The sequence below is a fragment of the Polaromonas sp. P4_F6 genome, from assembly GCF_056401275.1.
In genome coordinates, this window is record NZ_JBFUJQ010000012.1 from 79,399 (window position 1) to 104,925 (window position 25,527).

Consider the following 25,527-nt stretch of genomic DNA (forward strand, 5'->3'; position numbering starts at 1 on the left):
CATTGGAATACCCATCACACCTCGGCAAAGTTCCCCACGCCGTCTCCCGCCTACGCACAGCCCGTCTGGCGCGCGCCTCCAAACCTTTTTTAGCCCGCGGCGGGCCGCGCAATGTGCGTTGTGCCGGTTGCCGGCTGGTGCCCAGCCATTGCATGTGTGCCCTGCGGCCGGTGACGCCTGGCGTCAATGCCGGTGTCTGCCTGGTGATGGCGGATATCGAGGCGCTCAAGCCCAGCAACACGGGCTGGCTGATTGCCGATGTGGTGGCCGACACGTTTGCCTTTGGCTGGGCGCGCACCGAGGTGGAGCCCGGCTTGCTGGCTTTGCTGGCGGACCCGCAGTGGCAACCCTATTTAGTCTTTCCCGGCGAGTTTGTAGCGGCGGAGCGGGTGGTGACCGAGTTGCCAACCATCGCGCCAGCCGATGGCAGCAACAACAAACACCAAGCCAAACGCCCGCTGTTTGTGCTGCTGGACGCAACCTGGCCCGAGGCGCGAAAGATGTTTCGCAAAAGCCCTTACCTCAACCATTTGCCGGTGCTGAGTTTGCAAAGCGAGCAGCTGTCCCGCTACAAGCTCAGGCGCTCGCAACGCGATGAGCATTTCTGCACCTCGGAAGTCGCGGCTTTGTGTTTTGCGCTGGCCGGTGAGGCGCAGGTGGCCGAGACGCTGGAGGCTTATCTGGATGTTTTCACGAACCACTACTTAAAAGCCAAGCAGCAACAGCCTTTGGATTTGGAAGACGCGGCGCACCGGCGTTTAAGCGGGCTGCAATCAGGGGCAACACCGTTGCCTCCCGCAGGTGCGTCCTGATGTGCAGCCCCCTGGTCCTGCTGCATGCCTTGTCCCTCATCGGGCTGGTGGGCGCGTTCATCGGTGGGGCGCTGCACGACGGAAAGCTGCAATCCCATTTCGAACAAAAGCATCCCGAGGTGTGGGCGGACCTGGCCCAGCGCAAGCTCTGGTTTGTGGAGGGTGACATGCAGAGCGCTGCCATGCAGCAGTACCTGTGGCGAGGTGAGCATAAGAAGCTCCAGGATGCAGAGCTCGACTCCATGGTTTTCAGAGGCTGGCTATGGGCCGCGCTTTTTCTTGGCAGCGCGGTGGCCTTGATGTTTGTTCAAGACCGGGTATCCACGGACACCTACCGCGCTTGCCTGGGCCTTCTCTAGGCAAACGCAACTGCCATATATTTACTGACCCAACTTCACCAGACTGCCCATGCACCCACGCCTTCAGCTTCTGAACACCACGCTTGCCACTTTCACCCTCTGCCTGCTGCCGCTGGCCGCCGCGCAGGCGCTGACCGAGGCCGAGAAGCCCTATGTGGGCGGCTACACCCAGGGCTCGGTGGATTCGCGGGCGCAGCTGATGCTGCTGGATGACAACACCTTTTGTTTTGCTTTTATGGGCGGCTCGCTGGACATGCTGGCGGGCGGACGCTGGAAGGCCGAGGGCAATGGAGTGCGCCTGGAGGAAGTGCGGCAAATCGGCTCTGTCTTCCCCGCCTTTGGCCGCGCGGCGGCTGAGCAGAAGGCGAGCGTGGCGTTTGACTTTCATGGCAGCTCGCTTTCTGACGCAACGTCACCGGTGTTTGCCACCTCGGGCGACGAGGCGCTGCCCACCACGATGCGTCCGCTGTTCAACGCCGACCACAACGGCTGGTCTTCAAGCTACAAGCTGCCGCCCATGCCGGCGGCGCAGGTGCGCTACTTCTACATGGGCGACGTGGAAGGCGATGACATGCGCCAACCCAAGCGGCTGCGCGTGGTGCAGTACCGGCGTGGCGATGTGAACATGCTGCGCGTGGGCTACAACCGCGCGTTTGGCAGCCCGCCGCTGGACTTGCGCGCCACACTGAAAGACGACGAGGTGCTGCATGTGGACGGCCGCCGCTTTGGCGTGCGCAAGGAACTGCCGGAAAAAGCGCTGCAAAGGATTCGCACCGCCTGCATACAGCCAGCGCTGGCTGAACCCAAACGCCCCAGCGAGGAAGAAGCCGCAGAGATAGCGGCCGGACGCGCGACCTCCGTGAAACCGCCGCCGCTGGTGCCGGTAAAAACTTTTTATCTGCCACTGACGGCGATACAGGGCGCGCCTTACTTTCCTGACGGGGACAAGTAACACCCGGCCGGGCCGGTGAGCCTGGAGCCCGCCGTTTTTTTACGCGTTGACCAAGCCCAGGAAGGACGCCGGATAACGCAAGCCGGCAGCAGCATCAGGCGGGAAAGCCTTGTCCAGCTCGGCGAGTTCTGCGGTGCTCAGCTCCACGTCGAGTGCCGCGATATTCTGGTCCAGATAGGTGCGGCGCTTGGTGCCGGGAATCGGGATGATGTCTTCGCCCTGGGCCAGCACCCAGGCCAGTGCGATTTGCGAAGCGGTCACGCCCTTGGCGGCGGCCAGGCTTTTGACGGCGTCTACGAGGGCCAGGTTGCGCTTGAAGTTCTCTTCGGCAAAACGCGGCGAGAACTTGCGGCGGTAGTCGTCGGCGGGCAGGTCTTCGGGTTTGCTGAAGGCGCCGGTCAAAAAGCCGCGGCCCAGCGGCGAGTAGGCGACAAAGGCCACGCCGTTTTCGCGGCAGGCGGCCAGGGTGCCTGTGGCTTCGGGGTCGCGTGTCCACAGCGAGTATTCGCTTTGCAGCGCGGCAATCGGGTGGACCTTGCAGGCGCGCGTGATCGTCTCGGCCGAGGCTTCCGACAAGCCCAGGTAACGCACCTTGCCGGCGCGCACCAGCTCGGCCATGGCGCCCACTGTCTCTTCAATCGGCACGGTTTTGTCGACGCGGTGCTGGTAATAGAGGTCTATCTGCTCTATGCCAAGGCGCTTGAGGCTGGCCTCGCAGGCGGCTTTCACGTACTCGGGCCGGCCGTTGACGCCGCGCACTGCGTCATTGGCCGGATCGCGGGTGATGCCGAACTTGGTGGCAATGAACACGTCCTTGCGGCGGCCGGCGATGGCCTTGCCTATCAGTAGCTCGTTGGTGTGCGGGCCGTAGATGTCGGAGGTGTCGAGAAAGTTGAGGCCTTTGTCCAGCGCATGGTGGATGGTGGCAATGGATTCGGTGTCGTCGCGGTTCGCATAAAACTCGCTCATGCCCATGCAGCCCAGGCCGATGGCGGAAATTTGCGGGCCTTTGCGGCCCAGGGTACGGGTTTTGATCATGGTGTTTGTCCTTTGAGTGGGTTGGAGGATGAATGGGGTTATGGGGTTCAGGCGCGTTTGGCGAGCTTGGCGGATTGGGGCTGGTCGCGCATCTCTTCATAGAGGCGGATTTTTTTGCGTATATAGGCCAGGGTCTCGCGCTGGGTGCGTATCTCGGCCTCGAGGCGCTCGGCGTGGGCCTCCAGCAGGGCCTGGCGCTCGGACATGCTGGCGGCGGAAGAATTGCCTATGCGCAGCAGCTGGGCATAACGCTGCATGTCGCGCATGGACATGCCGGTGGCGCGCAGGCGCACCAGAAAGTCCAGCCAGCGCATGTCGGCATCGTTGTAGCGGCGCGCGCCGCTGCGCCTGTCTATGGGGGCGATCAGGCCTATCTGCTCGTAATAGCGCAGGGTGTAGGCGCTCAGGCCCGAGGCCTGGGCGGCTTCGGCGATGGTCAGGGAAACGGTGGGTGCATCAGTCATGGCTTGACTTTAAGACTTCGAGCGCGCTCTAAGTCAAGCGGGTCCGCCGAAAAAACCCTGTTGGCATTGTTGGGTCGTTGTGCCGAGGCCTGTGCCTTGAATGCAGGCCCTTAATTTGAATTTATCCGCAGATTACGCAGATTTACACAGATGAAGACATCCGACCACAGGATAAAAAAAGCTTTGAAAATCTTGCCGGCATTGTTGGGCCACCTTGCCAAGACTTCCGTCTTGAATGCGGATCCCTTGTTTTTAATCTGTGTAAATCTGCGTCATCTGCGGATTTGAAATCTGCGGACCCGAATTCATCCGCAGATGACGCAGATGAACGCAGATAAAGACATCCTGAGCAACAGGATCAAAAAGACTTTGATCTGTCTCGCTCGCCGGCGCTCAGCGGGTAATCACCACCAGCACACTGCAGGGCGCATGCGCGATCAGTGATTTGGAGACCGAGCCGCGCCACCAGCGGGCGGCCCAGCCTTCGAGGTGCTTGTGGCCGACGACGATGAGGTCGGCGTCCATCTGTTTGGCGTAGTTCGCGATTTCATCGACGGTTTCGCCGTAGAGCACTTCGCCCTTGGCCTCATGGCCGGCTTCTATGAGCCGGCGCAAGCCGTCGTTGAGGATGCCCTGGTATCTTTGTTTGTCTTCCTCGATGATGCTTTGTTCGTAGATCACGCCTTCGGCGGCGACCACGCGCCGCTGCAGGGACATCACGGCGACCAGCGTCAGGGAGGCCCCGCTCCACTGCGCGATCTCGCGGCAGTCCAGCAAGGCTTTCTGGCCGGGTGTGGAACCGTCGTAAGCCAGCAAAATTCGTTTGTACATGATGTGTCTCCCGAATGAAGTGACTGGGCGATTCCAGAATAGGCCTGCCGTGGGTGCCGGTCAAATGATCGCCCCTGCGCCAGCAGGGTCGCCGCACTGGCGGTGGGGAATTACACAGGCGACAATCGGAACTCAGCCCCGATTTTTCCGACGACTTCCCCGACCCCACAAAGCAGCCCATGACCCAAGACCCCCAGCGCGAACAGGAACTCAAGAAGATGGAACTTTGCGATTCCTGCGCGGGCATACAGCGCCACTGGCGCAAGGCGCCCGGCCACCCGGAGCTGGTGCAGGGCGACCCGCGCCATGAAACGCGCCGCCATGGCCTGATCACCATCACACGCTACAAATGCGACCGCTGCGGCACGGCCTGGGAATACGAGAACGACAAGACCAACCAGAAGGCCGGCTGGTCGGTGGTGGGGCGGTAGGACCGCCCGGGTTCGGCTGGCTTAAGCCCGCGCGAACGGAATTTCAGCACGCAGATTAATCTGTGCACTCGCAGATCATTGAGTTGGCCGTCGGATCTGGTACGGCAGGTGTGGCGCTTGGCTGCACCACCTTCTCAAGATCGAAAGGACGATACAGAAGCAAGAGGTCCCTCACCAGGTATCGCAATGCAGCTTCGTCGCTGAACGAGGTTTTTAGGGACTTGGCAACCCAGATGATCAATGCATTCCACAGCACTGCACTCAGTACCTGTACGCCTATAAATACGACGAAAACTAGTGCTGTGATGGTCAACACACCGCCCAACAATTGATGAACGTCTTGGCTATCCAAGGCTTCAAAAATGGTGGGTAAGTCTCCGATTTTTAGGGTTAGCGCGGTAAACACGGTTAGCCCGGCTAAAAACACGGCCAGTAAGCGTTGTTTTGAGTCTGGATCGTAGAATTTTCTAAAAATGAGGCCCCAATCAATCTCACTAGGCCTGCGGAACTTCTTTCGCATATCAATAAGGCTGCTGATCTCGTTGGCGACTCGAAGAAATTCGTCTGGCGATACAGCGAGATATTCACAGAGAAGTTTGCTCCGGAATGCCTCCAAGTCGGACGAGTTGACTTTCTGACCTGGTGGCACGCCAAACAACGCGGCATCCTTCCGGCTTGATATCCAGCCACCCACGAGAATGAGGGCAAGCTCTAACGCGATTACCAAGGCAAACTGCCAACTCAAAATATTGGGAACCCTCTGGAAAGTCCACACCAATGAGGCCACCCACGCAACAGCAAGCGTCATCCATGCCCACATCCACGGCTCGCGCGGGCCTGGATATAGATGCCAGCCTTCCACATGCCGGAAGTAGTTCTGGGCTACTTTGTAATAAGCATTCACGATTCGTCCTCTCTTAAAGTCTGCGGTGGAGAAGTATGGGGTAGAGCGTGGAGATGAAGCAGAGACTGCTTTTTATGCGCGTCGTATTGCCAAAGATGCCGCCCTGACTAATGGCCGCACGGCAACAGGTCGCAGACGCGCGTGCTGGCCAGCGGAGCGGGTGGGGTCGATTCCGGCCGCAGCCGCTTCTCGAACTCTTATAGATGGAGATATCAGGCGCTATCGGTTTCGACCAGAGCCAGCAAACCCTCAAAACTGGGCGCAATGCGTTGAACGCTGCCTTCTGGGTCGATGGGGTCAAAGCAAACAACCGGCCACTGCCCGGGGATACGCAGATCGAAGGCAAGCAAATCACCGCCTCCATTGCCTCCAAAGACAAAAACGCCTTCCATCGTGTACGTGCCACTGCGCCAGTAGCCAAGAGCAGATTCTGCCGGCTCCAGGCAGAAAACCAGTGGATCAACGCAAAGGCCAACCTCCCCGCCATTGCCCATACGGAGAAGCTCCAGATAAGCTGCAGGCAATGGCCCAACGGCGGTCTCAAGTTCCCGGAGTACTTCGGGAGCGGCGCCCACAGAAAACAGCCAGTTGGGAATGTCCGTATTCATAACGGTCACACACCACGAAGCGCTTCCTGGATGGACGACTTCATGACTTCTTCATCCTCAACCAGCTGTCGATAGAGTTCGAACGGCAGCTGGCCATCATTCACCTGCGCCTCAATGAACCGGGCCAGCCTCCACTCGTCCGGATGCGGTTTGTCAAAGTCGAAATCCACGCCTCCGGCGTCCGGTGTTTTAAAAACATGAACTCCGATCCCGTGTGGGCGAACAAACCAGCAAGTGTTTGGGATCTGTTGAAAGTGCCTGTTCGGGGCCCGCAGTATGTCTTGCGGATCTTTGAGGTTGAAGGAACGCACGAGGAGCTCCTTGGCCCACGCAACATTTGCGTACCAAAGGGGGATAGCGCTTCGAGCGAGTTCAACTGGCGATGAGTTCATGATGTCGAAGGTTGGCGTTGGGCGGCCGAAGCTGTCTTTAGATGACAGCGCTGAGGAATCATAGGGGATGAACGCAGGAACCCGCTAATTGCGCGGTTCAGCCGGCGACAGGGCGGCACACGCTGGGAATACGAAAACGACAAAACCAACCAGAAGGCCGGGGCGCTGAAGGACCCCTGCTTTACGCAAGTTTCACGCGATTGCGGCATTGGCTGACGCCGGAAACTCCGGATGCGGTGCAGCATCGAAGGGATGATGAAAGCCCTCGACCCACAACACTCACTGCAACGGCGCCGCTTATTGGCTGCCACCACACGCCTGGCCATAGGCGGCGCGGCCTGGTTCGCGCTGTCTGGCGCGCGCGCCCAGCCCAGCTACACGGTAACGACGGCGCAGCTGCAGGACGCGATTGCCAAACGCTTTCCGCTGCGCAAGCGCGCTGAGGGCATCCTGGACATCACGGTGCAGGCGCCGCAGCTGCGCATGATGCCCGAGCTGAACCGGCTGGGCGCGGTAATGGCCGTCGAAGCCGGCGGCCCAGCGCTGCGGCGCGCCTACCCCGGTACCTTTGACCTGGACTTCGCGCTGCGTTATGAGGCCAGCGACATGACCATACGCGCGCACGAGCTGCGCGTGAACACGCTGCAATTCGAGGGCGTGCCGCCCGAGGTCTCCCTGCTGCTGGCCAGCTACGGGCCGCAGCTGGCCGAGCAGGCTCTGCAAGGCGCGGTGCTGCACACCCTCAAACCGCAAGACCTGGCGCTGCCCGACAGCATGGGCGTGCAGCCGGGCAGCATCACGGTGACGGCCAGGGGGCTGGTGATAGCGTTTGTGAACAAGCCCGTGAGCTGAGTCCCCGTTTTTTTAAAACTCAAAGCGCGGTGAGGCCCGGCTTAGCAGTTGCACCCTGGGCTCGGTGGGCCAGACGGCCGTCAGTTCCTGCGCCAGGGTGCTGAGCAGCCGCGCCACATCTTCGGCCGCCGAGGCATGCAGGGCTTCAGCCACGATGAGCACGGCGCGTGTGCCCGCGCTCACGGCGGACAGGCCGCTTTGCCGGTTCGTCCAGCGGCGCGCATGGGCGTTGGGAAGCGGTTCGGCGGCGTCGGCGAATATCACCTCGCCGGGTTCGGGGTGTTCGATCTCGCCGCCAAAGCTCAGATAGTTCTCCGCGCCTGTGGCGTAGCGCACTTCAAGCTGTTGCGCCACCCTGGCGATGTCAAACACGGCAACCGGGATCGCAAAGGCCAGCGAGATAGCGTTGCACAAATCGACCAGCGGATGCAGCGGGGGCAAAGCATTCTCCTTGCGAAAGCGCCGCAGCAGCGACTCGGAGGCGCAGCGGTATTGCGTGGGCTTGAGGCCCATGCTGGAAAACACCCGCCGCCAGGCCTGCACTTCGGGAAACTCGCTTTCCGGGCCGGCGGCCAGCCGGGCTTGCGCGATGGCGTTGAAGCGGGCGACCTGCGGGGCGACGTCCACATTCGCGCTGATGCCGCCGGCATGCAGCACGCCGGGCACCAGGTTGGGGTAGTCGGCCCAGAGGGCGTCTGAATGGCGAAAGAACATGTACGGCGCTCCGGTGGTCTGTGAGGAGGAGAAACACCGCGCAGGCTGGCCGCGCGTGCCGTGGCCGCGGTCGCCTGTTGCCAGGCGCCGGGCGTGAAGCCGAACTGGCGCGTGAAGAGGCGCGTCATATGGCTCTGGTCGGCAAAGCCGCAGGCGGCGGCCGCCTGGGCCAGGCCGGCGCCGCCGCGTATCAGGCTGCGCGCGCGCTCGGCGCGCTGCTGCAGCAGCCAGGCGTGGGGCGTGAGGCCAAAGGCTTTTTCAAAATGCCGCAGCAGCTGGAAGCGGCTCAGGCCCGCCATGCTTGCCATCTCGGCCAGGGTGGGTGGCGCGAGCAGGTCGGCGGCGATGCGCTCGCGCACCTGGTGGATGTGCGGGCTAATGGCCGCGACAGCCGTGACAGGTTTGGCGGGACGCTCAGCGGCCAGGGTGTGGCGTTGCGTGAGCAGTTCACAGACGCGCGCCAGCGACTCTTCGCAGGCGAGTGCATCGATGCCGGCACTGCCGCCGCTCCATTGCTGCAGGCGCAGCAGCAGCTGCTCCAGCGCCAGCCTGAGCCGCGCATCCTGGGCGACGGGGCGGGTCAGCTCCAGCGCGGCCGCATATTGCACGCCCATCGCGGCGGCCATGGCGGCGGGCTCCAGGTACAGCATGCGCCAGCGCCGCGAAGGCCCGCCCAGCGGCTGGCCGTCATGCACCTCGCCGGGGTTGCACATCAGGATGTCACCGGCATAAGCCTCAACCTGGCCGCGGCCGCTGGCCGATGTTTGCGCGCCCTGCTGCAGCCAGCCCACACCAAAGACGGCATGCGAATGGCGGCGGTAGTGGCGCGCGCTGTCGATGTGCGTGCCATACACGCCGTCCCAGGGCGTGGCCAGGACGCGGCATTGGTGCGAGGGCGGGGCGGGCATGAAGGGGATGATGCCACCGGCCAGGCCGGTGCGCCATGCCTTGCGCGGCCGCGGCTTCAGTGCCGCTGGAGCTGCTCCAGCGCCCCGTGCCAGTCTTCCACGTGGTAGCTCAGCACGATTTTGTTGTCCTCGACGGTGTGGATGTCGATGGCCATGATCTCGAAGCCGCGGCCCGTGAAGGGCGCCCCCATGAAGGGCGCGACGGGCGTGGCGGTGGCACGGCCGCGAACCACAAAACGATTGCCGGCCTGCAGGATTTCCTCGACCTTCCAGCTCAGGTTGGGGAGGGCGCCGCCCACCCGCTGCAGCTGCGCGAGGAACTGGTCGCGCGTCTTCACCGGGCTCGCGTAGTCGCCTATGCTTTGCCAGCCAGGCGAGAGCACCCTGGCCATGCGTGCCGGCAGGTCGGGGCTGGTGGTGCCGCTCAGCACTTCGCTGTAGAGCGCCAGGACCACATCCCGGTCGGCGGCCTGGACCGCGCCGGCGAGGCCGCTTGCCAAGGCAAGGGCCGTGAGGGCTTTTTTCATGTGTTGACTCCGTGTTGTGGGTAAACAAGCCGTTCAGTGCGATGCCCGCACGATGACCTTGCCGCGGGCATGGCCGCCCGCCACCTGTTCCAGGGCGGCGCGCGCGTCGTCGAGTGGGTGGATCGTGTCCAGCACGATTTGCAGCTGCTTGGCCTTGAAGGTCTCCAGAATGCCGGACAGGGCCTCGGCATCGTGCTGGAAGAACACAAAGGTGCCCGCCTGCTTGCCGCGGGGCTTGACGGCGAAATCGACGGTGCTCACCACCGCGCCCCGGGGCGCGAGCACCTGCCATGAACGCTCTAGCGTGTCGCCGCCCACTGTGTCGAGGACCAGGTCCACCCCGCGCAGCAGGCCGGCGAAGTCCTGGCGCTGGTAGTCGATCACCTCGTGGGCGCCCAGCTCCCCGGCCAGGCCCAGGTTGCGCGCCGAGGCGGTGGCGATGACATGCGCCCCGGCCTGCCTGGCGAATTGCAGGGCGAAGCTGCCGACACCGCCCGCTGCCGCATGGACGAGCACGCGTTGCCCGGCTTGCAGCTTGCCGGCGCCGAACAGGGCCAGCCAGGCCGTGCCCGCGGCGGTCGGCAACGCGGCGGCCTGCTCGAAACTCATGTCGGCCGGCATGGGGCTCAAGGCCTGCGCGGGGACGACGGCCGCCTGCGCAAACGCACCGCCGGCGATGGGCTCCAGGCGGCCCACCACGCGGTCGCCGGGTTTGAACCGGGCCACGCCGGGGCCCGCCTGCAGGACCACACCGGCCAGGTCGGTGCCCAGCGTGTAGGGCAGGTTCACCGGGAACACCTGGTGCATATGGCCGGCCAGCATCTTGAGGTCCAGCGGGTTCACGCTGGCGGCTTCAATGCGCAGGGACACCTGGCCTGGGCCGGGTTCGGCCGGCGGCAGGTCTTCGAGCACGGCCAGGCTGGGGTTGCCGAATTCGTGGATGCGCAGCGCTTTCATGGCGTGTCCTCGGTGGCTTGCTTATCAAGTGCCGGAAAGGCGCCCAGCTGCTGGAACAGGCCGAACCAGTCCTCCATATGCCAGGTCCGCTTGATGCGCTCGCCCTCGAATTCGTGGAACTCATGGATGCGAAAGCTGACCTTCCTGCCGGTGGCCGCGATGCCGAAGAGGGGCCCCAGGTGGGTGCCGGTGATCTCGGCGCGCACCGCGGCGCGGCCCTGGTCCATTAGCACGTCGTGGGCCGTGATGCGCACGTCGGGCAGCGCTTCGATGAAGCCGCGGATGATGGGCTTGAGGCCTTCGGGCCCGGGGCCCTGGCCGGGCGCCAGGGGAATGTCGTCCCAGTCGGCGGTGACAGCGTCATCCATCAGGTCGGGGTTCTGGTCGCTGAACGCGCGGTACAGCAGGTCTATGGACTGGCGCCGGGCGTGCTCCTGCGCGCTGCGGTTGCCGGGGTTTGAATGGCTCATGAAGTGATCCTTGTTGGGGTGGTGAAGTGGTGAGGCAATGGCGGAATTCTGGGCACCGCGCTACCATCTGTCCAACAAATGATCTGTATAAATGAGTATTTGATTTATGGATTTTCATGGGATAGACCTGAACCTGCTCGCGGCCTTTGACGCGTTGGTGGAGGAGCGCAACGTGACCCGCGCCGCGGTGCGCATGGGCGTGAGCCAGCCGGCGATGAGCGCCGCGCTGTCGCGCCTGCGCACGCTGTTTGAAGACCCCTTGTTTCTGCGCAGCGCCGAAGGCCTGCTGCCCACGCCGCGCGCCAGGGACCTCGCCGGGCCCGTGTCGGATGCGCTGCGGCGGCTGGAGGCGGCCCTGGTGAAAAAGCCCGAGTTCGACCCGGCCCAGGTGACCATGGATTTCACCCTGGGCCTGTCGGACTACCCCGCCTTCGTGCTGCTGCCCGCGCTGTTGAATGCGCTGGAGAAAAAAGCGCCCGGCATCTCGCTGAGCGTGCGCAGCTTCAGCAGCCGGGACAGCGCGGTCGACCTGCTGGACGCCGGCTTGATCGATGCGGCGGTCGGCGTGCCGCCCACGCAGGCGGAAAGCCGGATACTGACCCGCCCCATCCTGTACGACGACTTCGTCACCCTCGTGCGCCGCGACCATCCCGACGCGCGGCGCGGCATGAGCCTGAAAACCTTTTTGTCGCTGCCGCATGTGCTGGCCTCGCCCGAAGGCGATCGCCATGGCCTGGTGGACGAAGCGCTGGCGCAGCTCGGCAAGCGCCGCAAGCTGGCGCTGAGCCTGCCGCAGATGTTCGCGGTGCCGGCGGTGGTCGCCCAGACCCGGATGACCGCCACGGTCATGAAGCGGGTGGCCCTGCATTCGCCGGCCCGGCGCATGCTGGTGCTGTTTCCGCCGCCCGTCGCGCTGCCGCAAGTGCAGTTCGACCTTATCTGGCACCGGCGCAGCGAAGCCAACCCGGCCCAGGCGTGGCTCAGGGCATTGATGGAGTCGCTGGCGAAGGCCTTGTAGCCTTGCGCCTTGCCCCGCGGGGGGAAGGCAGGGATGGGGGCCGGCGGCCGGCGGCGCAAAGCTATGATCCAGCGCAGAGGGGGCGCACCGCCACAGGCCAGGCCTGCGGTGCGCCGGAGGGCAAGTGAAGCAGGACCCGGGCGGCCGGGCTGGCCACAACACAAGAACCATGATGAAAAGAAACACCAAACTGGCCCTGGGGGCCGCGGGGGCCGTGCTGCTGCTGGCGGTTGCGACGGCCGTGCTGATCAGTGTGGACAGCCGGGCCTGGCGCGGCAAGCAGGACAAGGCGATGGCAGCCGCCGTGGCGACTGCCGTCACCGCGCCGCCGGACACCAGCAAAATCCTCGCGGGCATGCAGGAGGTGCTGGCCGGCTACCGCAAGATCATTGTGCTGTTTGCCGATGAAAAAAGCCTGGGCGTGAACGAGCGCGCCATGGCCAACCAGGTGGGCCAGGGCCTGTTCCATGAAAACCGCGAGCGTGTGGCCGCTCTGGAGGCGCAGATGGCGGCGCTGGCCGCCTCGGGTAACGCGCAGCGCTTTGACGCGATGGCCGGGCTGCTGGACTACATCGAGAGCGACAAATCCCTGTTCGATGCGGACCGCCTGGCCTTTCGCGAACTGCTGCGCAGCCTGCAGGCCGCGGTGGCGGCGGACTCTTCACTGCCGGCGATCAAGCTGCACAAGCGCATAGGCGAGGACCTGGACGCGCTGCTGGAGATAGAGCGCAATTACGAGAAAGAAATCCGCCTGGTGTTCGGCCGCTTTGAGCCGCGCGCGATCGAGCTGAAACGCGAGCGCTGGGAAGACTATGTGGCCAGCCTCAAGAAGCTGTACACGCGCGCGCAGATTTTGAAAGACTTCGGTGTGGTGATGCCTTACCCGGCACCCAAGGCGCCCACGCGCAAGGCCAAGGGCGAGGAAGAGGGCGAGGTCTTCGGCTACAGCCTGCCGCCCAAGACCGTGGTGCTGACCTTTGACGACGGCCCGCACGGCGTGTACACGGCGGAGATCGCGGCGATTCTCAAGCAGTATGGCGCGCCGGCCATCTTCTTCCAGGTGGGCAGCAACCTGGGCACGGTGGGGGCCGACGGCAAGACCAAACTCGGCCCGCGCGCCGAGGTGAGCCGCAAGCTGCTGGAGGCGGGCCACACCCTGGCCAACCACAGCATGACGCATGCGCAGCTTTCCAAGCTCAAGGGCGACGGGCTCAAGTCGGAGGTGCTGGGCACCGACGAGCTGCTCAAGGCGGTGGATGCGCGGCGCTCGCCGCTGTTTCGCTTTCCGTACGGCGCGCGCAATGACGAGGGCCTGGACCTGCTGTCGGGCGCGCAGCTGCGCTCGGTGATGTGGAACATCGATTCGCTGGACTGGGCCGACCCGGTGCCCAGCTCGATTGTGGAGCGGGTGCTGCGCACGGTGGAGAAGGAAGGCCGCGGCATCATCCTGTTCCACGACATCCATGAGCGCACGGTCAAAGCCCTGCCGGCCATCCTGGACCGGCTGGTGGCCGAGGGCTACCAGTTCGCGAACTGGGACGGCAGCGGTTTCAGCGTTGCCAAGGGCGCGGCGGCGGCGGCGGCCCCTGTGGCGGCCAACCCGGGCTACAGCGACTCATGGGCCGTGGTGATAGGCATTGACGACTATGCCCACTGGCCCAAGCTGCAGTACGCGGTGCGCGACGCGCGGGCGATTCGCGAGACGCTGGTGCAGCGCTTCGGCTTCAGCGCCGAGCATGTGCTGTCGCTGGAAAACCGCGAAGCGACGCGGGCCGGCATACTCGCGGCCTTTAACGACAAGCTGGCGCGCAGCGGCATGAAAAAGAACGACAGGCTGTTTGTGTTCTTCGCGGGCCACGGCGCGACGCGCCAGCTGAGCTCGGGCCGCGACCTGGGCTACATCATCCCGGCCGATTCGGACCCGAACAAACTCGCGACCGACGCGGTGCCCATGACGGAGCTGCAGAACATCGCCGAAAGCGTGACGGCCAAGCATGTGCTGTTTGTGATGGACGCCTGCTATAGCGGCCTGGGGCTGACGCGCGGCGCGGGCAGCAGCAACTTCTTGCGCGACAACGCCAAGCGCCTGGGCCGGCAGATGCTGACGGCCGGCGGCGCCGACCAGCTGGTGGCCGACGGCGGGCCCAACGGGCATTCGGTGTTTACCTGGACGCTGCTGCAGGCGCTGGCCGGCAAGGCCGACCTCAACGGCGACGGCCTGATCACCGCGACCGAGCTGGCCGCTTATGTGGCGCCGGCGGTGTCGGCCGTGTCGCGCCAGACGCCGGCCTTCGGCAGCCTGCCGGGTTCGGAAGGCGGTGACTTTGTGTTCGCGCTGCCGGTGGAGGCGGAGTTTTTGAGCGCGCAGACCAGCCAGCTGTCGGGGGACGCGATTGCGCTGAACAGCAAGCTGGATGCGACGCGGCCGGCTGTGCCGGCACCGGCACCCGCTGCCGAGAGCCCCGCCGCGCTGCCGGTATCGGCCACGGTGGTGGTGAAGGATTTGCAGGGCGGCGAGCAGAAGATCGTCACGCCGCTGGCCGTGCCGAGCTCGGCGCGCCAACTCGCGCAGCGCGCCAACGACCGCGGCCTTCAGCTCTACAAGGAAAAGCTGTATGCCGAGGCCGAGGCGCAGTTCACCGAGGCGTTGAAGCTGCGGCCGGATTTTGCGCTGGCTGCCAACAACCTGGGCTTTGTTTACTTCAAGCAGGACAAGTTCAAGGAAGCGGCGCGCTGGTTTGAGAACACGGTGAAGATGGACCCTTCACGCGCGATTGCCTACCTGAACCTGGGCGATGCCCATGTGAAGGCCGGCGACGGCGAGAAGGCGAAGAAAGCCTTTCGCGCCTACCTGGAGCTGGCACCCACGGGGCCGGGCGCGGGCCATGCGAAGCAGGAGCTGGAGAAGGGTTGAGCCGCGACAGGCCAGGCGGAAAAACAAAAAGGGGCAGCTGAAACAGCTGCCCCTTTTTTTGCGCGCTTGCTTACTTGCTTGCGGCGGCTTTCACGTCGGTCTTGGCTTCTGCCTTGACAGCGTTGGTGTCGAGCTTGGCCTTGGCCTTGTCGGCGCCGGTTTCCACTTTCAGCGAGTCGACCTTGGCGTTGGCGTCAACCTTGGTGGAAGCGGCTTTGGCATCTGCCTTGATGCCGGTCTTTTCAGCCTTGGCGTTGGCCTTGGCCTGGTCGTCAGCGTCGGCCTTGGCAGCTTTGGCTTCGGCCTTGGCTTTCACCTTGGCAGCCTTGGCATCGGCCTTGGCGGTTTTTGCGGCCGCGGCTTTTTCAGCCTTGGCGACCTTGGCGTCTGCCTTGGCATCAACCTTGGCTTCGCTCTTCACGGCGCCGGCGACGGCCTTGTCGGCCTTGGCTTCCGCCTTGACTTCAGCTTTGGTAGCGGCCGGAGCGGCAGGTGCGGTGGGGGCGGGGGTTTGTGCGAAAGCGATGCCAACGAACAGGGTGGCGATCAGGGTAGCGAGCAGTTTGTTCATGAGAGAGAGTCCTTTGGATATGGAAGGTTGAATCGTTGATATCACGTAGCCTCGTGTTCAACGGCATGGCGCCGCGCGCTGTTGACCCCGCACACACACCGTTGCACTTGAGGGCTTGCGCTTAACCTTTTTTGTCGCTGTGCGGCGACAAGTGCGTGGCCAGCATGGCCGCCATGTAGGATGTGGCGCATCGAGACTGCAGGACAAAAGCGAACGGCATGCGCAACACAACACCCTCCCAAAAAATCGTCATCGCGGGCGGCGGCGTGATCGGCAGCGCGATCGCCTACTTTCTTGCAAGCCATCCGCGCTTTGCCGGCGAGGTCACGGTGATAGAGCGCGACCCGACTTATGCGCAGGCCTCGTCGGCGCTGTCGGCCAGCTCGATACGCCAGCAGTTCTCGCAACCGGTAAACATCGCGGTCTCGCAGTTCGGCATTGAATTCCTGCGCAACATTCACCAGCACCTGGCCGTTGACGGCAGCGTGCCCGAGATCGGCCTGGCCGAACGCGGCTATCTTTATCTGGCAACCGATGCCGGCGCGGCCACCTTGCACGAGAACCATGCGACGCAGCGCGCCATGGGCGTGGAGGTCGCGCTGCTGGAGCCCGCGCAATTGCGGCAGCGCTTTCCCTGGCTCAATGTGGACGACCTCGCGCTGGGTTCTTTGGGCCTGGCGGGCGAGGGCTGGTTTGACGGCTACGGCCTGCTGATGGCCTTTAAACAAAAAGCGCGCAGCCTGGGCGTGCAGTATGTGAAGGCCGAGGCCACGGGCTTTGTGCACAACGCGGGCCGCGTGACGGCGGTGAGCTTGCAGGACGGCGCGCAACTGCCCTGCGACTGGGCGGTGAACGCGGCGGGCGCCTGGGCGCGGCCGTTGATGGCAGGCACCGGGCTGGACCTGCCGGTGTATGGGCGCAGGCGCTGTGTCTATGCCTTTGCCAGCCCCGCGAAGACGCCGGGCTGCCCGCTGGTGATAGACACCAGCGGCCTGTGGTTCCGGCCCGAGGGCGATATCTGGATTTGCGGCCTGCCGCCTGCCGAGGGCAATGACGACAACGATGCACCGCTGGACGTGGACCACGAACTCTTCGACCAGGCCTGGCTGACGCTGGCGCACCGCGTGCCGGGTTTTGAGGCGCTGCGCCTGCAGCGCGCCTGGGCCGGCTATTACGAATACAACACGCTGGACCACAACGCGCTGCTGGGGCCGCACCCGCTGCTGCCGAATTTGCTGCTGGCCAATGGCTTCAGCGGCCACGGCCTGCAGCAGTCGCCGGCCGTGGGGCGCGGCCTGGCGGAATGGATCAGCGAGGGGGCTTACACCAGCCTGGATTTGTCGCCGCTGGCGGCCGGGCGGCTGGTAAGCGGTGAAGCCCTGGTTGAGAAGAATGTGATCTAAGCCAGGCCGCCGGTTCACACCGCGAACAACTTGCCGCTGAACACCCAATGCAGGGTACGCACCGAGAGCACGGCCAGCACCAAGGTCATCACCACCCGCAGCAAAGTGGCGGAAAAGGCAGGTTTGCGGGGGAAAAGGCCGAGATTGAGGCGTATTTTGATAAATACGCCTCATTTTTTGATGCGTATTTGCTAAAATACGTCTCATGGCCTCCCAAACCTCGTTTCCCAAGCCGGCCTATGTGTGGCAACAGTCAGGCTGGCCGGCGCTGGTGTTTGACGCCAGCGCTCTTGAGCATGACCTGAACATTGCGCGCCTGGAGCAAGGCCGGTTGCTGGGACAAATGCAGGCTATCGGGTTGGCGGACGCGCAGGCGATCACCGGCGAATTGTGGGTGCAGGAAGCCATGGCCACGGCAGCTATTGAGGGTGAAAAACTCAACCTGGACGCGGTGCGGTCCTCCGTGTGCCGGCGGCTGGGACTGGCGGACCTCCCTACGCAGGACCGTCACGTGGAAGGCTTGATCGAGCTGATGCAGGACGCGACGGATGGCTATCAATCAGCGCTGGATGAAGACCGCTTGTGCCGCTGGCAGTCGGCCCTGTTCCCCGGCGGCACATCGGGCCTGCGCAGAGTCGCTGTGGGGCGCTACCGCGACCATGCGGACGAAATGCAAATCGTCAGCGGCCCGCTGGGACGGGAGAAGGTGCATTACATCGCGCCGGCATCGGGCGACGTCGCGGCGCAAATGCAGCTGTTTCTGGCTTGGTTTGAAGACACACGCCCCGCGCAGCGCACGGCGACCCAGTCCGTCGTCCCTTCCATCAACGGCATCGCCCGCGCCGCCATCGCGCACCTGTGGTTCGAGTCGATACACCCGTTTGAAGACGGCAACGGCCGGGTCGGACGGGCCATCGTCGACATGGCGATCGCCCAGGACATCGGCTCATCGGCGCGCCTGTTCGGGCTCTCGCGGCAGATGTTCGAGTCAAGGGAGGCGTACTACGACGCACTGAATCAGGCGCAACGGGGCGGGCTGGACGTCACGCCCTGGGTCCAGTGGTTTGTGCGCGCCTTCACGGCCTGCTGCCTCAGATCGCAGGCCGTGGTGACACAGGCGCTGCAAAAGACGGCGTTCCGCCTGCGCGCCTCCGGCTTGTCCCTGAATGAGCGGCAGAGCAAGATATTGGCTCGCCTGCTGGAGGCGGGCGACGGCGGCTTCCTGGGCGGCATGACGACCGACAAATACAGCAAGATCACGGGCACCTCCAAAGCGACGGCAAACCGCGACCTCACGGAGTTGCTGCAGCATGGCTTGCTCATGGTGACCGGCGTTGGCAAGGCAACACGCTACGCCGTCAATGTGGAAGGCTGGAATCAGGACAAGGCGCCGGCCTGACCTCAGGCCTGGAGCCGTTCTTCTTCTCTTCTTACTTCTCGCTGTCCAAATGCGCCATATGTTCAGCGGCATAGCGCGTGCCGGCCACGGCATCAGCGGGCAGCGCAGCTTCAATACGCTGGAGCTCTTCGCCGCCCAGCGAGAGCTTGAGCGCACCCAGCGATTCGTCGAGCTGCTTCAAGGTGCGCGAACCGACCAGCGCCACCATGTCCACGCCCAGGGCCTTGCCGCGCGCGAGCACCCAGGCAATCGCGACCTGCGAAGCCGTGGCGCCCAGGCCGGCGGCGAGTTGCTGCAGCACATTGACGAGCTGCTGGTTTTTGGCGGCGTTGTCGCCGGTGAAGCGCGGCAGGTGGGTGCGGAAGTCATTCGGCCCAGTCGGCTTGGAGCCCGAGAGCAGGCCACGTGAGAGCACGCCGTAGGCCGTGACGCCTATGCCCAGCTGCTTGAGCACGGGAAAGATGTCGGCCTCGGGCCCGCGGCTGAGCAGCGAGTATTCGATCTGCAGGTCGGTGATCGGGTGCACCGCGTGGGCTTTTTTGATGGTGTCGGCGCCGACTTCGCTCAGGCCGATGTGGCGCACAAAACCGGCTTTGACCATGTCGGCGATGGCGCCAATCGTGTCTTCAATCGGCACATTCGGGTCCAGCCGCGCGATGCGGTAGATGTCGATGTGGCCGGTGCCCAGGCGCTGCAGGCTGTAGGCCAGGAAGTTCTTGACGGCGGCGGGCCGACCGTCCATGCCGATCCAGCCGGCGCTGGGGTCGCGCATCGCGCCGAACTTGACGGAGACCAGCGCCTCATCGCGCCGGCCTTTGAGCGCGCGGCCCAGCAACATCTCGTTGTGGCCCATGCCGTAGAAGTCGCCGGTGTCTATCAGGTTGATGCCGGCGTCGAGCGCGGCATGGACGGTGGCGATGCTTTGCGCCTCGTCACTGGCGCCGTACATGCCGGACATGCCCATGGCGCCCAGGCCTATGGCGGAAACGGATTGCGGGCCTTTGGCGCCCAGACGGGTTTGGGCAAGGGTGGTGGTGTTCATGGGGAGCCTTTCGTTGAATTCGGAGTCAGTGCATGGATGCTTGGGTAGAAGGACTGTATTGATTTCAATTACAGGAATAAACTGCCAACTACTGAAATAACTGTTACCCAATTCAAGAACAATAAGGTTGGATTCATGAGTGTTGACCGCTACAAAGCGATGGAAGTGTTTAACCGCGTGGTCGAGCTGGGCAGCTTTACCGCGGCGGCCACGGCGCTGCACATGCCCAAGGCGCGCGTGACGACGACGGTGCAGGAACTGGAAGCCCATCTGGGCGTGCGCCTGCTGAACCGCACCACACGCCGGCTGAGCCTGACGGACGACGGCGCGCTGTACCACCAGCGCGCGCTGGCCATGCTGCAGGACATGGGCGAGCTCGAAGGCGCGCTGCGCCGCTCTGTGGCCACGCCGGCGGGTCGGCTGCGCGTGGATGTGCCGGCCGCCGTGGGCCGGCATGTGATCTCGCCGGCGCTGCCGGAATTTTTCAAGCGCTACCCGGACATGGTGCTGGAGCTGGGCAGCAGCGACAGGCCGGTGGACCTGGTGGCCGAGGGCGTGGACTGCGTGATTCGCGGCGGCCTGCTGCACGACGAGACCCTGGTGGCTCGGCCGCTGGGCCGGCTCAAGGTGGTGACCTGCGCCGCGCCCTCTTACCTGGCGCAGTACGGCACGCCGAAAACCCTGGAGGACCTGGAGCAGCACCGCTTCGTGAACTTCCATTCGGCCAAGACCGGCAAGATCTTTCCATTCGAGTTCTCAAAGGACGGCGAGCTGCGGCAAATCAACCGCCCGCACTGGGTGACCTGCAACGACGCCGACAGCCATATGAGCGCGGTGCTGGCCGGCCTGGGCCTGTCGCAGCCACCGCTGACCCGGCGTACCTGCGCGCTGCTGGCCAGCGGCGCGCTGGTGCGCGTGCTGCCCGACTGGCAACCCGAAGACCTGCCCATAGTGGTGATGTACCCGCGCAACCGCCACCTGACGGCCAAGGTGCGGGCCTTTGCCGACTGGGTGGCGGAGGTGTTCAAGGCGGAGTTCGCGGCAGGCGCCAAGCTGTACCCGCAGTAGCGGCGCAGCCTCAGGCGACCGCGCGGCTCAGCTTGACGGGCGCGAAATCGACCGGCACCGCAAACGCCACGTTGACGTAGTTGGTGAAGAGGTTGAGCGCCACATGCGCGAGGATCTCGACCAGCTGCTCATCGCTGAAGCCGGCCTTGCGAAGGGCCTGCACGTCGGCCTCGGACACGTTGCCGCGTTCGTTCACGAGCTTGAGCGCAAACGCGAGCGCCGCGGCGGTGGCCGGGTCGGCGGATTCGCCGCGCTGCGCGGCGGCTATGGCTTCAGCGCTGACGCCGGCCTTGCGGCCCAGCGCGGTGTGGGCGGCCAGGCAGTATTCGCAGGCGTTGCGGTCGGCGACCGCGACGGCAATCTGCTCGCCGAGTTTGGCATCAATCACACCGCCACCCAAGGCGCCGAAGGAGCCCCACATGCTTTTGAGCGCGGCCGGCGAATTGGCAACGGCCTTGAACATATTGGGCGTGGCGCCGAAGGCCTGGTGGACCTGGTCGAGCAGGGTTTTGCGCTCGGCGGTGGTGGCGCTGCGGTCTATCAATGGGATGCGTGACATGGTGGAGTCCTTGAAGGGTTGGAAGTGAAGGGCTGAACATTTCGTGCGGCGGGCCTGAAGGCCTTGGCGGCACGGGATGCAGTTTCCCGCGACAATCTGGACTGATTGGATCAATTAATCCATCAAATCATCCTTATCATCCAGACATGCCCAACGCAAGCCTCCCCATGAACCCAGGACTGGACCGGCTTTCTGCCCTGATGGACCGCTTTCGCGTGCGGGCCCACATGTTCCACAACGGGCCGCTGTGCGGCGTCACGCATTTCACGCCCGAGGCCGGGCTGGGTTTTTTGCATGTGATGCGGCGCGGGACCATGGTGGTGACGCACCGCGCGGGCACAGGCGCGCCGCGCCGCGTGGAGGTGACCGAGCCCAGCCTGGTGTTTTACCCAAGGCCTTTGGCACACGACTTTCACAATGCGCCGGTGGAAGGCGCGGACTTCACTTGCGCGACGCTGGCTTTTGACGGCGGCGCCGGCCACCCGCTTGCGCGCGCCTTGCCGGCGCTGGTGGTGCTGCCGCTGGCGCGCGTGCAGGGGCTGGAGCACACGCTGGCGCTGCTGTTTGCCGAAACGCAGCAGGTGCGCTGCGGCCAGCGCCTGCTGGCCGACAGGCTGTTTGAGGTGTTGCTGCTGCAGATGCTGCGCTGGCTGCTGGACCATCCACCGGAAGGCGGCGCGCCCGAGGGCCTGCTGGCCGGCCTGGCCGAACCGCGCCTGGCGCGCGCGCTGGCCGCGGTGCATGAAAAGCCCGGTGAGGCCTGGAGCCTGGAGCGCCTGGCGCAAGCCGCCGGCATGTCGCGCAGCGCCTTCGCGCTGCTATTCAAGCAGAAGGTCGGGCAAACGCCGGCGGACTACCTGGCCACCTGGCGGCTGGCGATTGCCCAGGCCGAGCTGCGCGGCGGCCAATCCCTCAAGGCGATTGCCGTGCAGCTGGGTTATGCCAACGCCTCGGCGCTGTCGCGCCTGTTTGTGCAGAAGACGAGGGTCTCACCGCGTGAATGGGCCAAGGGAGCCAAGGCGATTTCCTAGCGGCCCTGCGGCACCAAGGCCAGCAGCACAAAACCGCCGGCCAGCGCGAGGTTCTTGAAGAAGTGCAGGACCTGGTTGCGCAGCGCTTGCGGCGTCGCGGCCCAGAAGTTGTGGGCGATGAAAGCATCGGCCAGCAAAAAGGTCGCGGCGGCCAACGCGAACCAGCGCACCTGCCAGCCGAAGGCGAGCGCCAGGCCGGCAGCGACCTCGACCGCGCCGATGGCGGCGCCCATGTAGTTGCGCTGCTTTGCCGAATCGAGGAAGTGTGAGGCACCGGGGCCTATGAAGGCCAGGGCCATCAGTGTCCGGGCCAAGGCCGCGATGAGAGCGGGGTTCATGGTGTGCTTTCTGAAGAGATTTGAGTGAGGGGCGGGGTGCGGCTTGCGCCACCCGCCCCGGCACGAGTCTCAAGCCGCCCGGCGCACCGCAGGCTTGAGCATGTCGGCGATGCCTATGCGCCGGGCGAATTCCTCGCGTACACGTTCGGCCACCACCGTGACTTCAGCGGCGCCGTCGTCGATGAAGTCGGTGACCGAGCGGAAGGGCCGCGTGCCGGCGGGCAGGCCGACGATGCGGGTGATGTCGTCGGCCACGGCCTGCGGGTCGGCATGCTCGGGGCTGAGGGCCGAGAGGCGCTCGCCGACTTTGTCCATCACCCCGTCATAGCGGGCATAGGCGGCTGTCGTCGCTTCATCGGCCGGCTTGCCGGCGCTGGGGAAGTGGTCCGTGCCTTTGGTGAAAGCACCCGGCACGACGATGGAGGTCTCTATGCCGAAGCGGGCGAGCTCGTAGGACATCGTGACCGCCATCGAATCCATCGCGGCCTTGGCGGCGGCATAGGGGCCAAGGAAGGGCGGGAAGCCGCCGCGCACCGTGCTGCTGCTGACCCACAGCACCAGGCCCGCTTCCGCCTTGCGCATGACCGGCAGCGCGGCGCGGTTCACGCGCTGGCTGCCCAGGAAGTTGGTGTCCAGCACCTTGATGATTTCTTCGGGCGTATAGGCCTCGGCGGGGCCGACGACCAGGTGGCCGGCGTTGTGCACGATGACGTCGAGGCGGCCTTGCTCGGCCACGATGTGCGCCACGGCGGCGTCGGCAGACGGCTGCGAGAGCACGTCGAGTTCAACGGCGCGCAAGTCAAAGCCATTGGCAAAACTCCAGTCGCGCAGCTCGCGCACCTTGGGCGCGTTGCGGCCCTGGATGTCGCGCATGCTGGCATACACGGTGTGGCCGGCTTGTGCGAGCGAACGGGCGCTGAGGTGGCCGATACCGGTGCCTGCACCGGTGACGAGGATGACGGATTTCATGATGCGTGTCTTTCTGAAGGTGGATTGGAATTTTGAAAAGGTGTTTGTGGACTGGCGAAAGGGCGCGCAGATTTCGTAGCGAGCGGCCCGAGGTCAGGTCGAGCACCGGAGCCGTACACCCGTACGGCGAGGAGCGCAAGCCTGAGATCGGGGCGCGCAGTAGAAAGCTGCCCCCCTTTCAAACCACGCCTCCGTTGGCGCGCAAGGTCTGGCCGTTCACCCACGCAGAGTTCTCGCTCACAAGGAAAGCGACCGCACTCGCGATGTCCTCCGGCGTCCCCAGGCGTTCCAGCGGCGCCATCCTGGACATGCGCTCCACCGTCTCGGGCGTCTTGCCGTTGAGGAAGAGGGCGGTGGCCGTGGGGCCGGGGGCGATCGCGTTGATGCGGATGTTCTTGCCGCGCAGCTCTTTGGCCATGATGTTGGTAAAGGTTTCTACCGCGCTCTTGGTGGCGCCATAGACCGCATAGCCGGGCAAGGCCAGGCCGATCACGCTGGTCGAGAAATTGACGATGCGGCCGCCGGACTGCAGGCGCTTTGCGGCTTCACGCAGGGTGTTGAACGTGCCTTTGACATTGACGGCAAAGAGGCGGTCAAAGGTGTCGTCGTCGGTATCGGCCAGCGCCGGCAGCGTGGGCGGCATGATGCCGGCGTTGTTGATGAGCACGTCGACGCGGCCGAAGGCCTTGATGCTCTCGTCAAACAGCTGCTTCACAGCCGCAGGGCTGGCCACATCGGCCTGCACGGCGACGGCTTTGCCACCGGCGGACGTGATGGACTGCACCACGGCCTGGGCTTCGCCGGCCTGGCCGGCGTAGTTAACGACGACGGCGTAGCCCTCTTGCGCAAGGCGCTGGGCGACGGCCGCGCCTATGCCGCGCGAGGCGCCGGTGACGATGGCAACTTGGGGGGATGCGGAAGCGGTCATTTGGAACTCCTGGGTTGATGGGTTGGTTTGCTCTGACTGCCCGCGGCGCTTTGTTTGTTTGAGCGATTTGGTGAGCCAGTGACGCCATTGTTCTATTCAATCCACATGCCATAAATACCGTAAACTTGCCTTCACTATTCAATTTACGCCAACAATCAGGCTACGATCCATGGACCGTTTTAGTTCGATGCAGCTCTTTACCCGCATCGTGGAGCTGGGCAGTTTTACGAAGGCGGCCGACGACCTGGGCCTGCCGCGCGCGACCGTGACGCATGCGGTGCAGCAGCTGGAAAAACGCCTGGGCGCGCGGCTCTTGCACCGCACGACGCGCCACGTAAGCCCCACGCAGGACGGCGCGGCCTATTACGAGCGCTGCCTGCGCCTGCTGACGGACCTGGAAGAGGCCGAGTCGGCGTTTGTGAACGTGGGCAGCAAACCGCGCGGCAAACTGCGCGTGGACTTGCACGGCACGCTGGCTAAGCATTTTTTGCTGCCGGTGATCGGCGATTTTTTTGCGCGCTACCCGGACATCGAACTCGAAATCGGCATGGGTGACCGGCTGGTGGACCTGGTGCGCGAGGGCGTGGACTGCGTGCTGCGCGTGGGCGAGCTGGCCGAGTCCAGCATGGTGGGGCGGCGCGTGGCCTTGCTTGAACAGGTGACCTGCGCGAGCCGCGAATACATTGCCAAACACGGCAAGCCCGACACGCTGGAGGCGCTGCGCGGGCACCGCGCGGTGAATTTTTTATCCAGCCGTACGGGCAAGGCGCTGCCTTTTGATTTCATCGTGGACGGCATGCCGCGCCAGGTGCAGCTCAAGGGCTCGGTGGCGGTGACAGACGCCGACGCCTACAAGGCCTGCTGCGCCGCGCACCTGGGTTTTATCCAGGTGCCGCGCTACCACCTGGCCGGCCAGCTGGAGGCGGGCGCACTGGTGGAAGTGCTGGCGCAATTCAGGCCGGCGCCCATGCCGGTGTCAGTGCTGTATCCGCACCACCGGCAGCTCTCACCGCGCGTGCGGGTATTCGTAGATTGGGTGGCCGACGTCATGGCCCACGCGCGCTGAGA

At 64.5% G+C, this 25,527-nt stretch carries 28 protein-coding genes and 1 pseudogene; 12 read left to right on the forward strand and 17 right to left on the reverse strand.

The features are described from left to right. Positions 1 to 2: 2 nt before the first annotated feature. Genes AC1DUN_RS21915 through AC1DUN_RS21925 form a run of 3 tightly spaced genes read left to right on the forward strand, consistent with a single transcriptional unit; the run spans position 3 to position 2,123 of the window. Positions 3 to 812 (forward strand): tRNA-uridine aminocarboxypropyltransferase, encoded by an 810-nt coding sequence (locus AC1DUN_RS21915; protein WP_477715832.1) that lies wholly within the window; start codon positions 3 to 5, stop codon positions 810 to 812. Continuing rightward, positions 812 to 1,171 carry a hypothetical protein gene (locus AC1DUN_RS21920; protein ID WP_477715833.1) on the forward strand — a complete coding sequence of 120 codons (360 nt, stop codon included), beginning with the start codon at positions 812 to 814 and terminating at the stop codon, positions 1,169 to 1,171. The genes AC1DUN_RS21915 and AC1DUN_RS21920 overlap by 1 nt, the downstream gene beginning before the upstream one ends. Positions 1,172 to 1,220: 49 nt before the next feature. After that, positions 1,221 to 2,123, forward strand: coding sequence for a hypothetical protein (locus AC1DUN_RS21925; RefSeq protein ID WP_477715834.1), 903 nt, complete (start codon positions 1,221 to 1,223; stop codon positions 2,121 to 2,123). A 39-nt stretch (positions 2,124 to 2,162) separates the two neighbouring features. Here the strand turns inward: AC1DUN_RS21925 and AC1DUN_RS21930 are convergent, their stop codons facing one another. From AC1DUN_RS21930 to AC1DUN_RS21940, 3 genes are all read right to left on the reverse strand, one after another. Beyond that, the gene (locus AC1DUN_RS21930) at positions 2,163 to 3,161 is read right to left on the reverse strand and encodes an aldo/keto reductase (protein ID WP_477715835.1); all 999 of its coding nucleotides are present in this window, start codon (positions 3,159 to 3,161) and stop codon (positions 2,163 to 2,165) included. A 47-nt stretch (positions 3,162 to 3,208) separates the two neighbouring features. Next, complete coding sequence (locus tag AC1DUN_RS21935; RefSeq protein ID WP_477715836.1) at positions 3,209 to 3,625, reverse strand: MerR family transcriptional regulator; 417 nt, start codon at positions 3,623 to 3,625, stop codon at positions 3,209 to 3,211. Between the two features lie 393 nt (positions 3,626 to 4,018). Then, complete coding sequence (locus AC1DUN_RS21940; protein WP_477715837.1) at positions 4,019 to 4,456, reverse strand: universal stress protein; 438 nt, start codon at positions 4,454 to 4,456, stop codon at positions 4,019 to 4,021. 179 nt (positions 4,457 to 4,635) lie between these two features. On the opposite strand from AC1DUN_RS21940, the gene AC1DUN_RS21945 reads away from it, so the two are divergent. Further along, positions 4,636 to 4,887 carry a hypothetical protein gene (locus AC1DUN_RS21945; protein WP_477715838.1) on the forward strand — a complete coding sequence of 84 codons (252 nt, stop codon included), beginning with the start codon at positions 4,636 to 4,638 and terminating at the stop codon, positions 4,885 to 4,887. Positions 4,888 to 4,942: 55 nt separating this feature from the next. Here AC1DUN_RS21945 and AC1DUN_RS21950 read toward each other — a convergent pair whose 3' ends face one another. The 3 genes from AC1DUN_RS21950 to AC1DUN_RS21960 form a co-directional block, all read right to left on the reverse strand. Next, positions 4,943 to 5,791 (reverse strand): hypothetical protein, encoded by an 849-nt coding sequence (locus AC1DUN_RS21950; RefSeq protein WP_477715839.1) that lies wholly within the window; start codon positions 5,789 to 5,791, stop codon positions 4,943 to 4,945. Positions 5,792 to 6,003: 212 nt separating this feature from the next. Continuing rightward, positions 6,004 to 6,399, reverse strand: coding sequence for an SMI1/KNR4 family protein (locus AC1DUN_RS21955; protein WP_477715840.1), 396 nt, complete (start codon positions 6,397 to 6,399; stop codon positions 6,004 to 6,006). A 5-nt stretch (positions 6,400 to 6,404) separates the two neighbouring features. Beyond that, a complete protein-coding gene (locus AC1DUN_RS21960) occupies positions 6,405 to 6,791 on the reverse strand; it encodes a DUF6896 domain-containing protein (protein WP_477715841.1) in 387 nt (128 codons plus the stop codon). A 252-nt stretch (positions 6,792 to 7,043) separates the two neighbouring features. Between AC1DUN_RS21960 and AC1DUN_RS21965 the strand changes: the two genes are divergently transcribed. Next, positions 7,044 to 7,643: a DUF1439 domain-containing protein gene (locus tag AC1DUN_RS21965; protein ID WP_477715842.1), complete on the forward strand. Its 600-nt coding sequence runs from the start codon at positions 7,044 to 7,046 to the stop codon at positions 7,641 to 7,643. A 12-nt stretch (positions 7,644 to 7,655) separates the two neighbouring features. Here the strand turns inward: AC1DUN_RS21965 and AC1DUN_RS21970 are convergent, their stop codons facing one another. From AC1DUN_RS21970 to AC1DUN_RS21990, 5 genes and pseudogenes are all read right to left on the reverse strand, one after another. After that, on the reverse strand, positions 7,656 to 8,357 hold the full coding sequence (locus tag AC1DUN_RS21970) for a B3/B4 domain-containing protein (RefSeq protein WP_477715843.1): 702 nt from the start codon (positions 8,355 to 8,357) through the stop codon (positions 7,656 to 7,658). 119 nt (positions 8,358 to 8,476) lie between these two features. Then, positions 8,477 to 9,265 (reverse strand): annotated as a pseudogene (locus AC1DUN_RS21975) (AraC family ligand binding domain-containing protein); the annotation flags it as partial. A 56-nt stretch (positions 9,266 to 9,321) separates the two neighbouring features. Then, positions 9,322 to 9,792, reverse strand: coding sequence for an ester cyclase (locus AC1DUN_RS21980; protein ID WP_477715844.1), 471 nt, complete (start codon positions 9,790 to 9,792; stop codon positions 9,322 to 9,324). Positions 9,793 to 9,825: 33 nt separating this feature from the next. Next, positions 9,826 to 10,749, reverse strand: coding sequence for an NADP-dependent oxidoreductase (locus tag AC1DUN_RS21985; RefSeq protein ID WP_477715845.1), 924 nt, complete (start codon positions 10,747 to 10,749; stop codon positions 9,826 to 9,828). Then, positions 10,746 to 11,219 (reverse strand): ester cyclase, encoded by a 474-nt coding sequence (locus tag AC1DUN_RS21990; RefSeq protein ID WP_477715846.1) that lies wholly within the window; start codon positions 11,217 to 11,219, stop codon positions 10,746 to 10,748. Before AC1DUN_RS21990 ends, AC1DUN_RS21985 begins: the two co-directional genes overlap by 4 nt. A gap of 106 nt (positions 11,220 to 11,325) precedes the next feature. Here AC1DUN_RS21990 and AC1DUN_RS21995 point away from each other — a divergent pair, with 106 nt between their 5' ends. Both AC1DUN_RS21995 and AC1DUN_RS22000 read left to right on the forward strand, forming a co-directional pair. Beyond that, positions 11,326 to 12,237: a LysR family transcriptional regulator gene (locus tag AC1DUN_RS21995; RefSeq protein WP_477715847.1), complete on the forward strand. Its 912-nt coding sequence runs from the start codon at positions 11,326 to 11,328 to the stop codon at positions 12,235 to 12,237. A 172-nt stretch (positions 12,238 to 12,409) separates the two neighbouring features. Further along, positions 12,410 to 15,151: a polysaccharide deacetylase family protein gene (locus AC1DUN_RS22000; protein ID WP_477715848.1), complete on the forward strand. Its 2,742-nt coding sequence runs from the start codon at positions 12,410 to 12,412 to the stop codon at positions 15,149 to 15,151. A gap of 70 nt (positions 15,152 to 15,221) precedes the next feature. Here the strand turns inward: AC1DUN_RS22000 and AC1DUN_RS22005 are convergent, their stop codons facing one another. After that, positions 15,222 to 15,722, reverse strand: coding sequence for a hypothetical protein (locus tag AC1DUN_RS22005; protein WP_477715849.1), 501 nt, complete (start codon positions 15,720 to 15,722; stop codon positions 15,222 to 15,224). 218 nt (positions 15,723 to 15,940) lie between these two features. On the opposite strand from AC1DUN_RS22005, the gene AC1DUN_RS22010 reads away from it, so the two are divergent. Both AC1DUN_RS22010 and AC1DUN_RS22015 read left to right on the forward strand, forming a co-directional pair. After that, complete coding sequence (locus tag AC1DUN_RS22010) at positions 15,941 to 17,125, forward strand: NAD(P)/FAD-dependent oxidoreductase (protein ID WP_477715850.1); 1,185 nt, start codon at positions 15,941 to 15,943, stop codon at positions 17,123 to 17,125. A 205-nt stretch (positions 17,126 to 17,330) separates the two neighbouring features. Next, the gene (locus AC1DUN_RS22015) at positions 17,331 to 18,524 is read left to right on the forward strand and encodes a Fic family protein (RefSeq protein ID WP_477715851.1); all 1,194 of its coding nucleotides are present in this window, start codon (positions 17,331 to 17,333) and stop codon (positions 18,522 to 18,524) included. 31 nt (positions 18,525 to 18,555) lie between these two features. Here AC1DUN_RS22015 and AC1DUN_RS22020 read toward each other — a convergent pair whose 3' ends face one another. Then, the gene (locus AC1DUN_RS22020; protein WP_477715852.1) at positions 18,556 to 19,566 is read right to left on the reverse strand and encodes an aldo/keto reductase; all 1,011 of its coding nucleotides are present in this window, start codon (positions 19,564 to 19,566) and stop codon (positions 18,556 to 18,558) included. A 135-nt stretch (positions 19,567 to 19,701) separates the two neighbouring features. Between AC1DUN_RS22020 and AC1DUN_RS22025 the strand changes: the two genes are divergently transcribed. Beyond that, positions 19,702 to 20,634: a LysR family transcriptional regulator gene (locus AC1DUN_RS22025; protein WP_477715853.1), complete on the forward strand. Its 933-nt coding sequence runs from the start codon at positions 19,702 to 19,704 to the stop codon at positions 20,632 to 20,634. Between the two features lie 10 nt (positions 20,635 to 20,644). Here the strand turns inward: AC1DUN_RS22025 and AC1DUN_RS22030 are convergent, their stop codons facing one another. After that, the gene (locus AC1DUN_RS22030; RefSeq protein ID WP_477715854.1) at positions 20,645 to 21,193 is read right to left on the reverse strand and encodes a carboxymuconolactone decarboxylase family protein; all 549 of its coding nucleotides are present in this window, start codon (positions 21,191 to 21,193) and stop codon (positions 20,645 to 20,647) included. Between the two features lie 167 nt (positions 21,194 to 21,360). On the opposite strand from AC1DUN_RS22030, the gene AC1DUN_RS22035 reads away from it, so the two are divergent. Then, complete coding sequence (locus AC1DUN_RS22035) at positions 21,361 to 22,224, forward strand: AraC family transcriptional regulator (RefSeq protein ID WP_477715855.1); 864 nt, start codon at positions 21,361 to 21,363, stop codon at positions 22,222 to 22,224. Here AC1DUN_RS22035 and AC1DUN_RS22040 read toward each other — a convergent pair. The 3 genes from AC1DUN_RS22040 to AC1DUN_RS22050 all read right to left on the reverse strand — a co-directional run bounded on the left by AC1DUN_RS22040 (position 22,221) and on the right by AC1DUN_RS22050 (position 24,459). Then, complete coding sequence (locus AC1DUN_RS22040; RefSeq protein ID WP_477715856.1) at positions 22,221 to 22,562, reverse strand: hypothetical protein; 342 nt, start codon at positions 22,560 to 22,562, stop codon at positions 22,221 to 22,223. The genes AC1DUN_RS22035 and AC1DUN_RS22040 overlap by 4 nt on opposite strands. Positions 22,563 to 22,631: 69 nt before the next feature. Next, positions 22,632 to 23,531, reverse strand: a complete 900-nt coding sequence (locus AC1DUN_RS22045) for an SDR family oxidoreductase (RefSeq protein ID WP_477715857.1) — start codon at positions 23,529 to 23,531, stop codon at positions 22,632 to 22,634. A 178-nt stretch (positions 23,532 to 23,709) separates the two neighbouring features. Next, entirely contained in the window at positions 23,710 to 24,459 is a 750-nt protein-coding gene (locus AC1DUN_RS22050; protein WP_477715858.1) for a glucose 1-dehydrogenase, read from the reverse strand. 169 nt (positions 24,460 to 24,628) lie between these two features. Between AC1DUN_RS22050 and AC1DUN_RS22055 the strand changes: the two genes are divergently transcribed. After that, positions 24,629 to 25,525 (forward strand): LysR family transcriptional regulator, encoded by an 897-nt coding sequence (locus tag AC1DUN_RS22055; protein WP_477715859.1) that lies wholly within the window; start codon positions 24,629 to 24,631, stop codon positions 25,523 to 25,525. Positions 25,526 to 25,527: the final 2 nt, after the last annotated feature.

Coding starts and splice junctions, on each gene's coding strand:
- AC1DUN_RS21920 (WP_477715833.1), top strand. CDS start 812: ATGTGCAGCCCCCTGGTCCTGCTGCATGCCTTGTCCCTCATCGGGCTG.
- AC1DUN_RS21925 (WP_477715834.1), top strand. CDS start 1,221: ATGCACCCACGCCTTCAGCTTCTGAACACCACGCTTGCCACTTTCACC.
- AC1DUN_RS21930 (WP_477715835.1), bottom strand. CDS start 3,161: ATGATCAAAACCCGTACCCTGGGCCGCAAAGGCCCGCAAATTTCCGCC.
- AC1DUN_RS21935 (WP_477715836.1), bottom strand. CDS start 3,625: ATGACTGATGCACCCACCGTTTCCCTGACCATCGCCGAAGCCGCCCAG.
- AC1DUN_RS21940 (WP_477715837.1), bottom strand. CDS start 4,456: ATGTACAAACGAATTTTGCTGGCTTACGACGGTTCCACACCCGGCCAG.
- AC1DUN_RS21945 (WP_477715838.1), top strand. CDS start 4,636: ATGACCCAAGACCCCCAGCGCGAACAGGAACTCAAGAAGATGGAACTT.
- AC1DUN_RS21955 (WP_477715840.1), bottom strand. CDS start 6,399: ATGAATACGGACATTCCCAACTGGCTGTTTTCTGTGGGCGCCGCTCCC.
- AC1DUN_RS21960 (WP_477715841.1), bottom strand. CDS start 6,791: ATGAACTCATCGCCAGTTGAACTCGCTCGAAGCGCTATCCCCCTTTGG.
- AC1DUN_RS21965 (WP_477715842.1), top strand. CDS start 7,044: ATGATGAAAGCCCTCGACCCACAACACTCACTGCAACGGCGCCGCTTA.
- AC1DUN_RS21970 (WP_477715843.1), bottom strand. CDS start 8,357: ATGTTCTTTCGCCATTCAGACGCCCTCTGGGCCGACTACCCCAACCTG.
- AC1DUN_RS21980 (WP_477715844.1), bottom strand. CDS start 9,792: ATGAAAAAAGCCCTCACGGCCCTTGCCTTGGCAAGCGGCCTCGCCGGC.
- AC1DUN_RS21985 (WP_477715845.1), bottom strand. CDS start 10,749: ATGAAAGCGCTGCGCATCCACGAATTCGGCAACCCCAGCCTGGCCGTG.
- AC1DUN_RS21990 (WP_477715846.1), bottom strand. CDS start 11,219: ATGAGCCATTCAAACCCCGGCAACCGCAGCGCGCAGGAGCACGCCCGG.
- AC1DUN_RS21995 (WP_477715847.1), top strand. CDS start 11,326: ATGGATTTTCATGGGATAGACCTGAACCTGCTCGCGGCCTTTGACGCG.
- AC1DUN_RS22000 (WP_477715848.1), top strand. CDS start 12,410: ATGAAAAGAAACACCAAACTGGCCCTGGGGGCCGCGGGGGCCGTGCTG.
- AC1DUN_RS22005 (WP_477715849.1), bottom strand. CDS start 15,722: ATGAACAAACTGCTCGCTACCCTGATCGCCACCCTGTTCGTTGGCATC.
- AC1DUN_RS22010 (WP_477715850.1), top strand. CDS start 15,941: ATGCGCAACACAACACCCTCCCAAAAAATCGTCATCGCGGGCGGCGGC.
- AC1DUN_RS22015 (WP_477715851.1), top strand. CDS start 17,331: ATGGCCTCCCAAACCTCGTTTCCCAAGCCGGCCTATGTGTGGCAACAG.
- AC1DUN_RS22020 (WP_477715852.1), bottom strand. CDS start 19,566: ATGAACACCACCACCCTTGCCCAAACCCGTCTGGGCGCCAAAGGCCCG.
- AC1DUN_RS22025 (WP_477715853.1), top strand. CDS start 19,702: ATGAGTGTTGACCGCTACAAAGCGATGGAAGTGTTTAACCGCGTGGTC.
- AC1DUN_RS22030 (WP_477715854.1), bottom strand. CDS start 21,193: ATGTCACGCATCCCATTGATAGACCGCAGCGCCACCACCGCCGAGCGC.
- AC1DUN_RS22035 (WP_477715855.1), top strand. CDS start 21,361: ATGAACCCAGGACTGGACCGGCTTTCTGCCCTGATGGACCGCTTTCGC.
- AC1DUN_RS22040 (WP_477715856.1), bottom strand. CDS start 22,562: ATGAACCCCGCTCTCATCGCGGCCTTGGCCCGGACACTGATGGCCCTG.
- AC1DUN_RS22045 (WP_477715857.1), bottom strand. CDS start 23,531: ATGAAATCCGTCATCCTCGTCACCGGTGCAGGCACCGGTATCGGCCAC.
- AC1DUN_RS22050 (WP_477715858.1), bottom strand. CDS start 24,459: ATGACCGCTTCCGCATCCCCCCAAGTTGCCATCGTCACCGGCGCCTCG.
- AC1DUN_RS22055 (WP_477715859.1), top strand. CDS start 24,629: ATGGACCGTTTTAGTTCGATGCAGCTCTTTACCCGCATCGTGGAGCTG.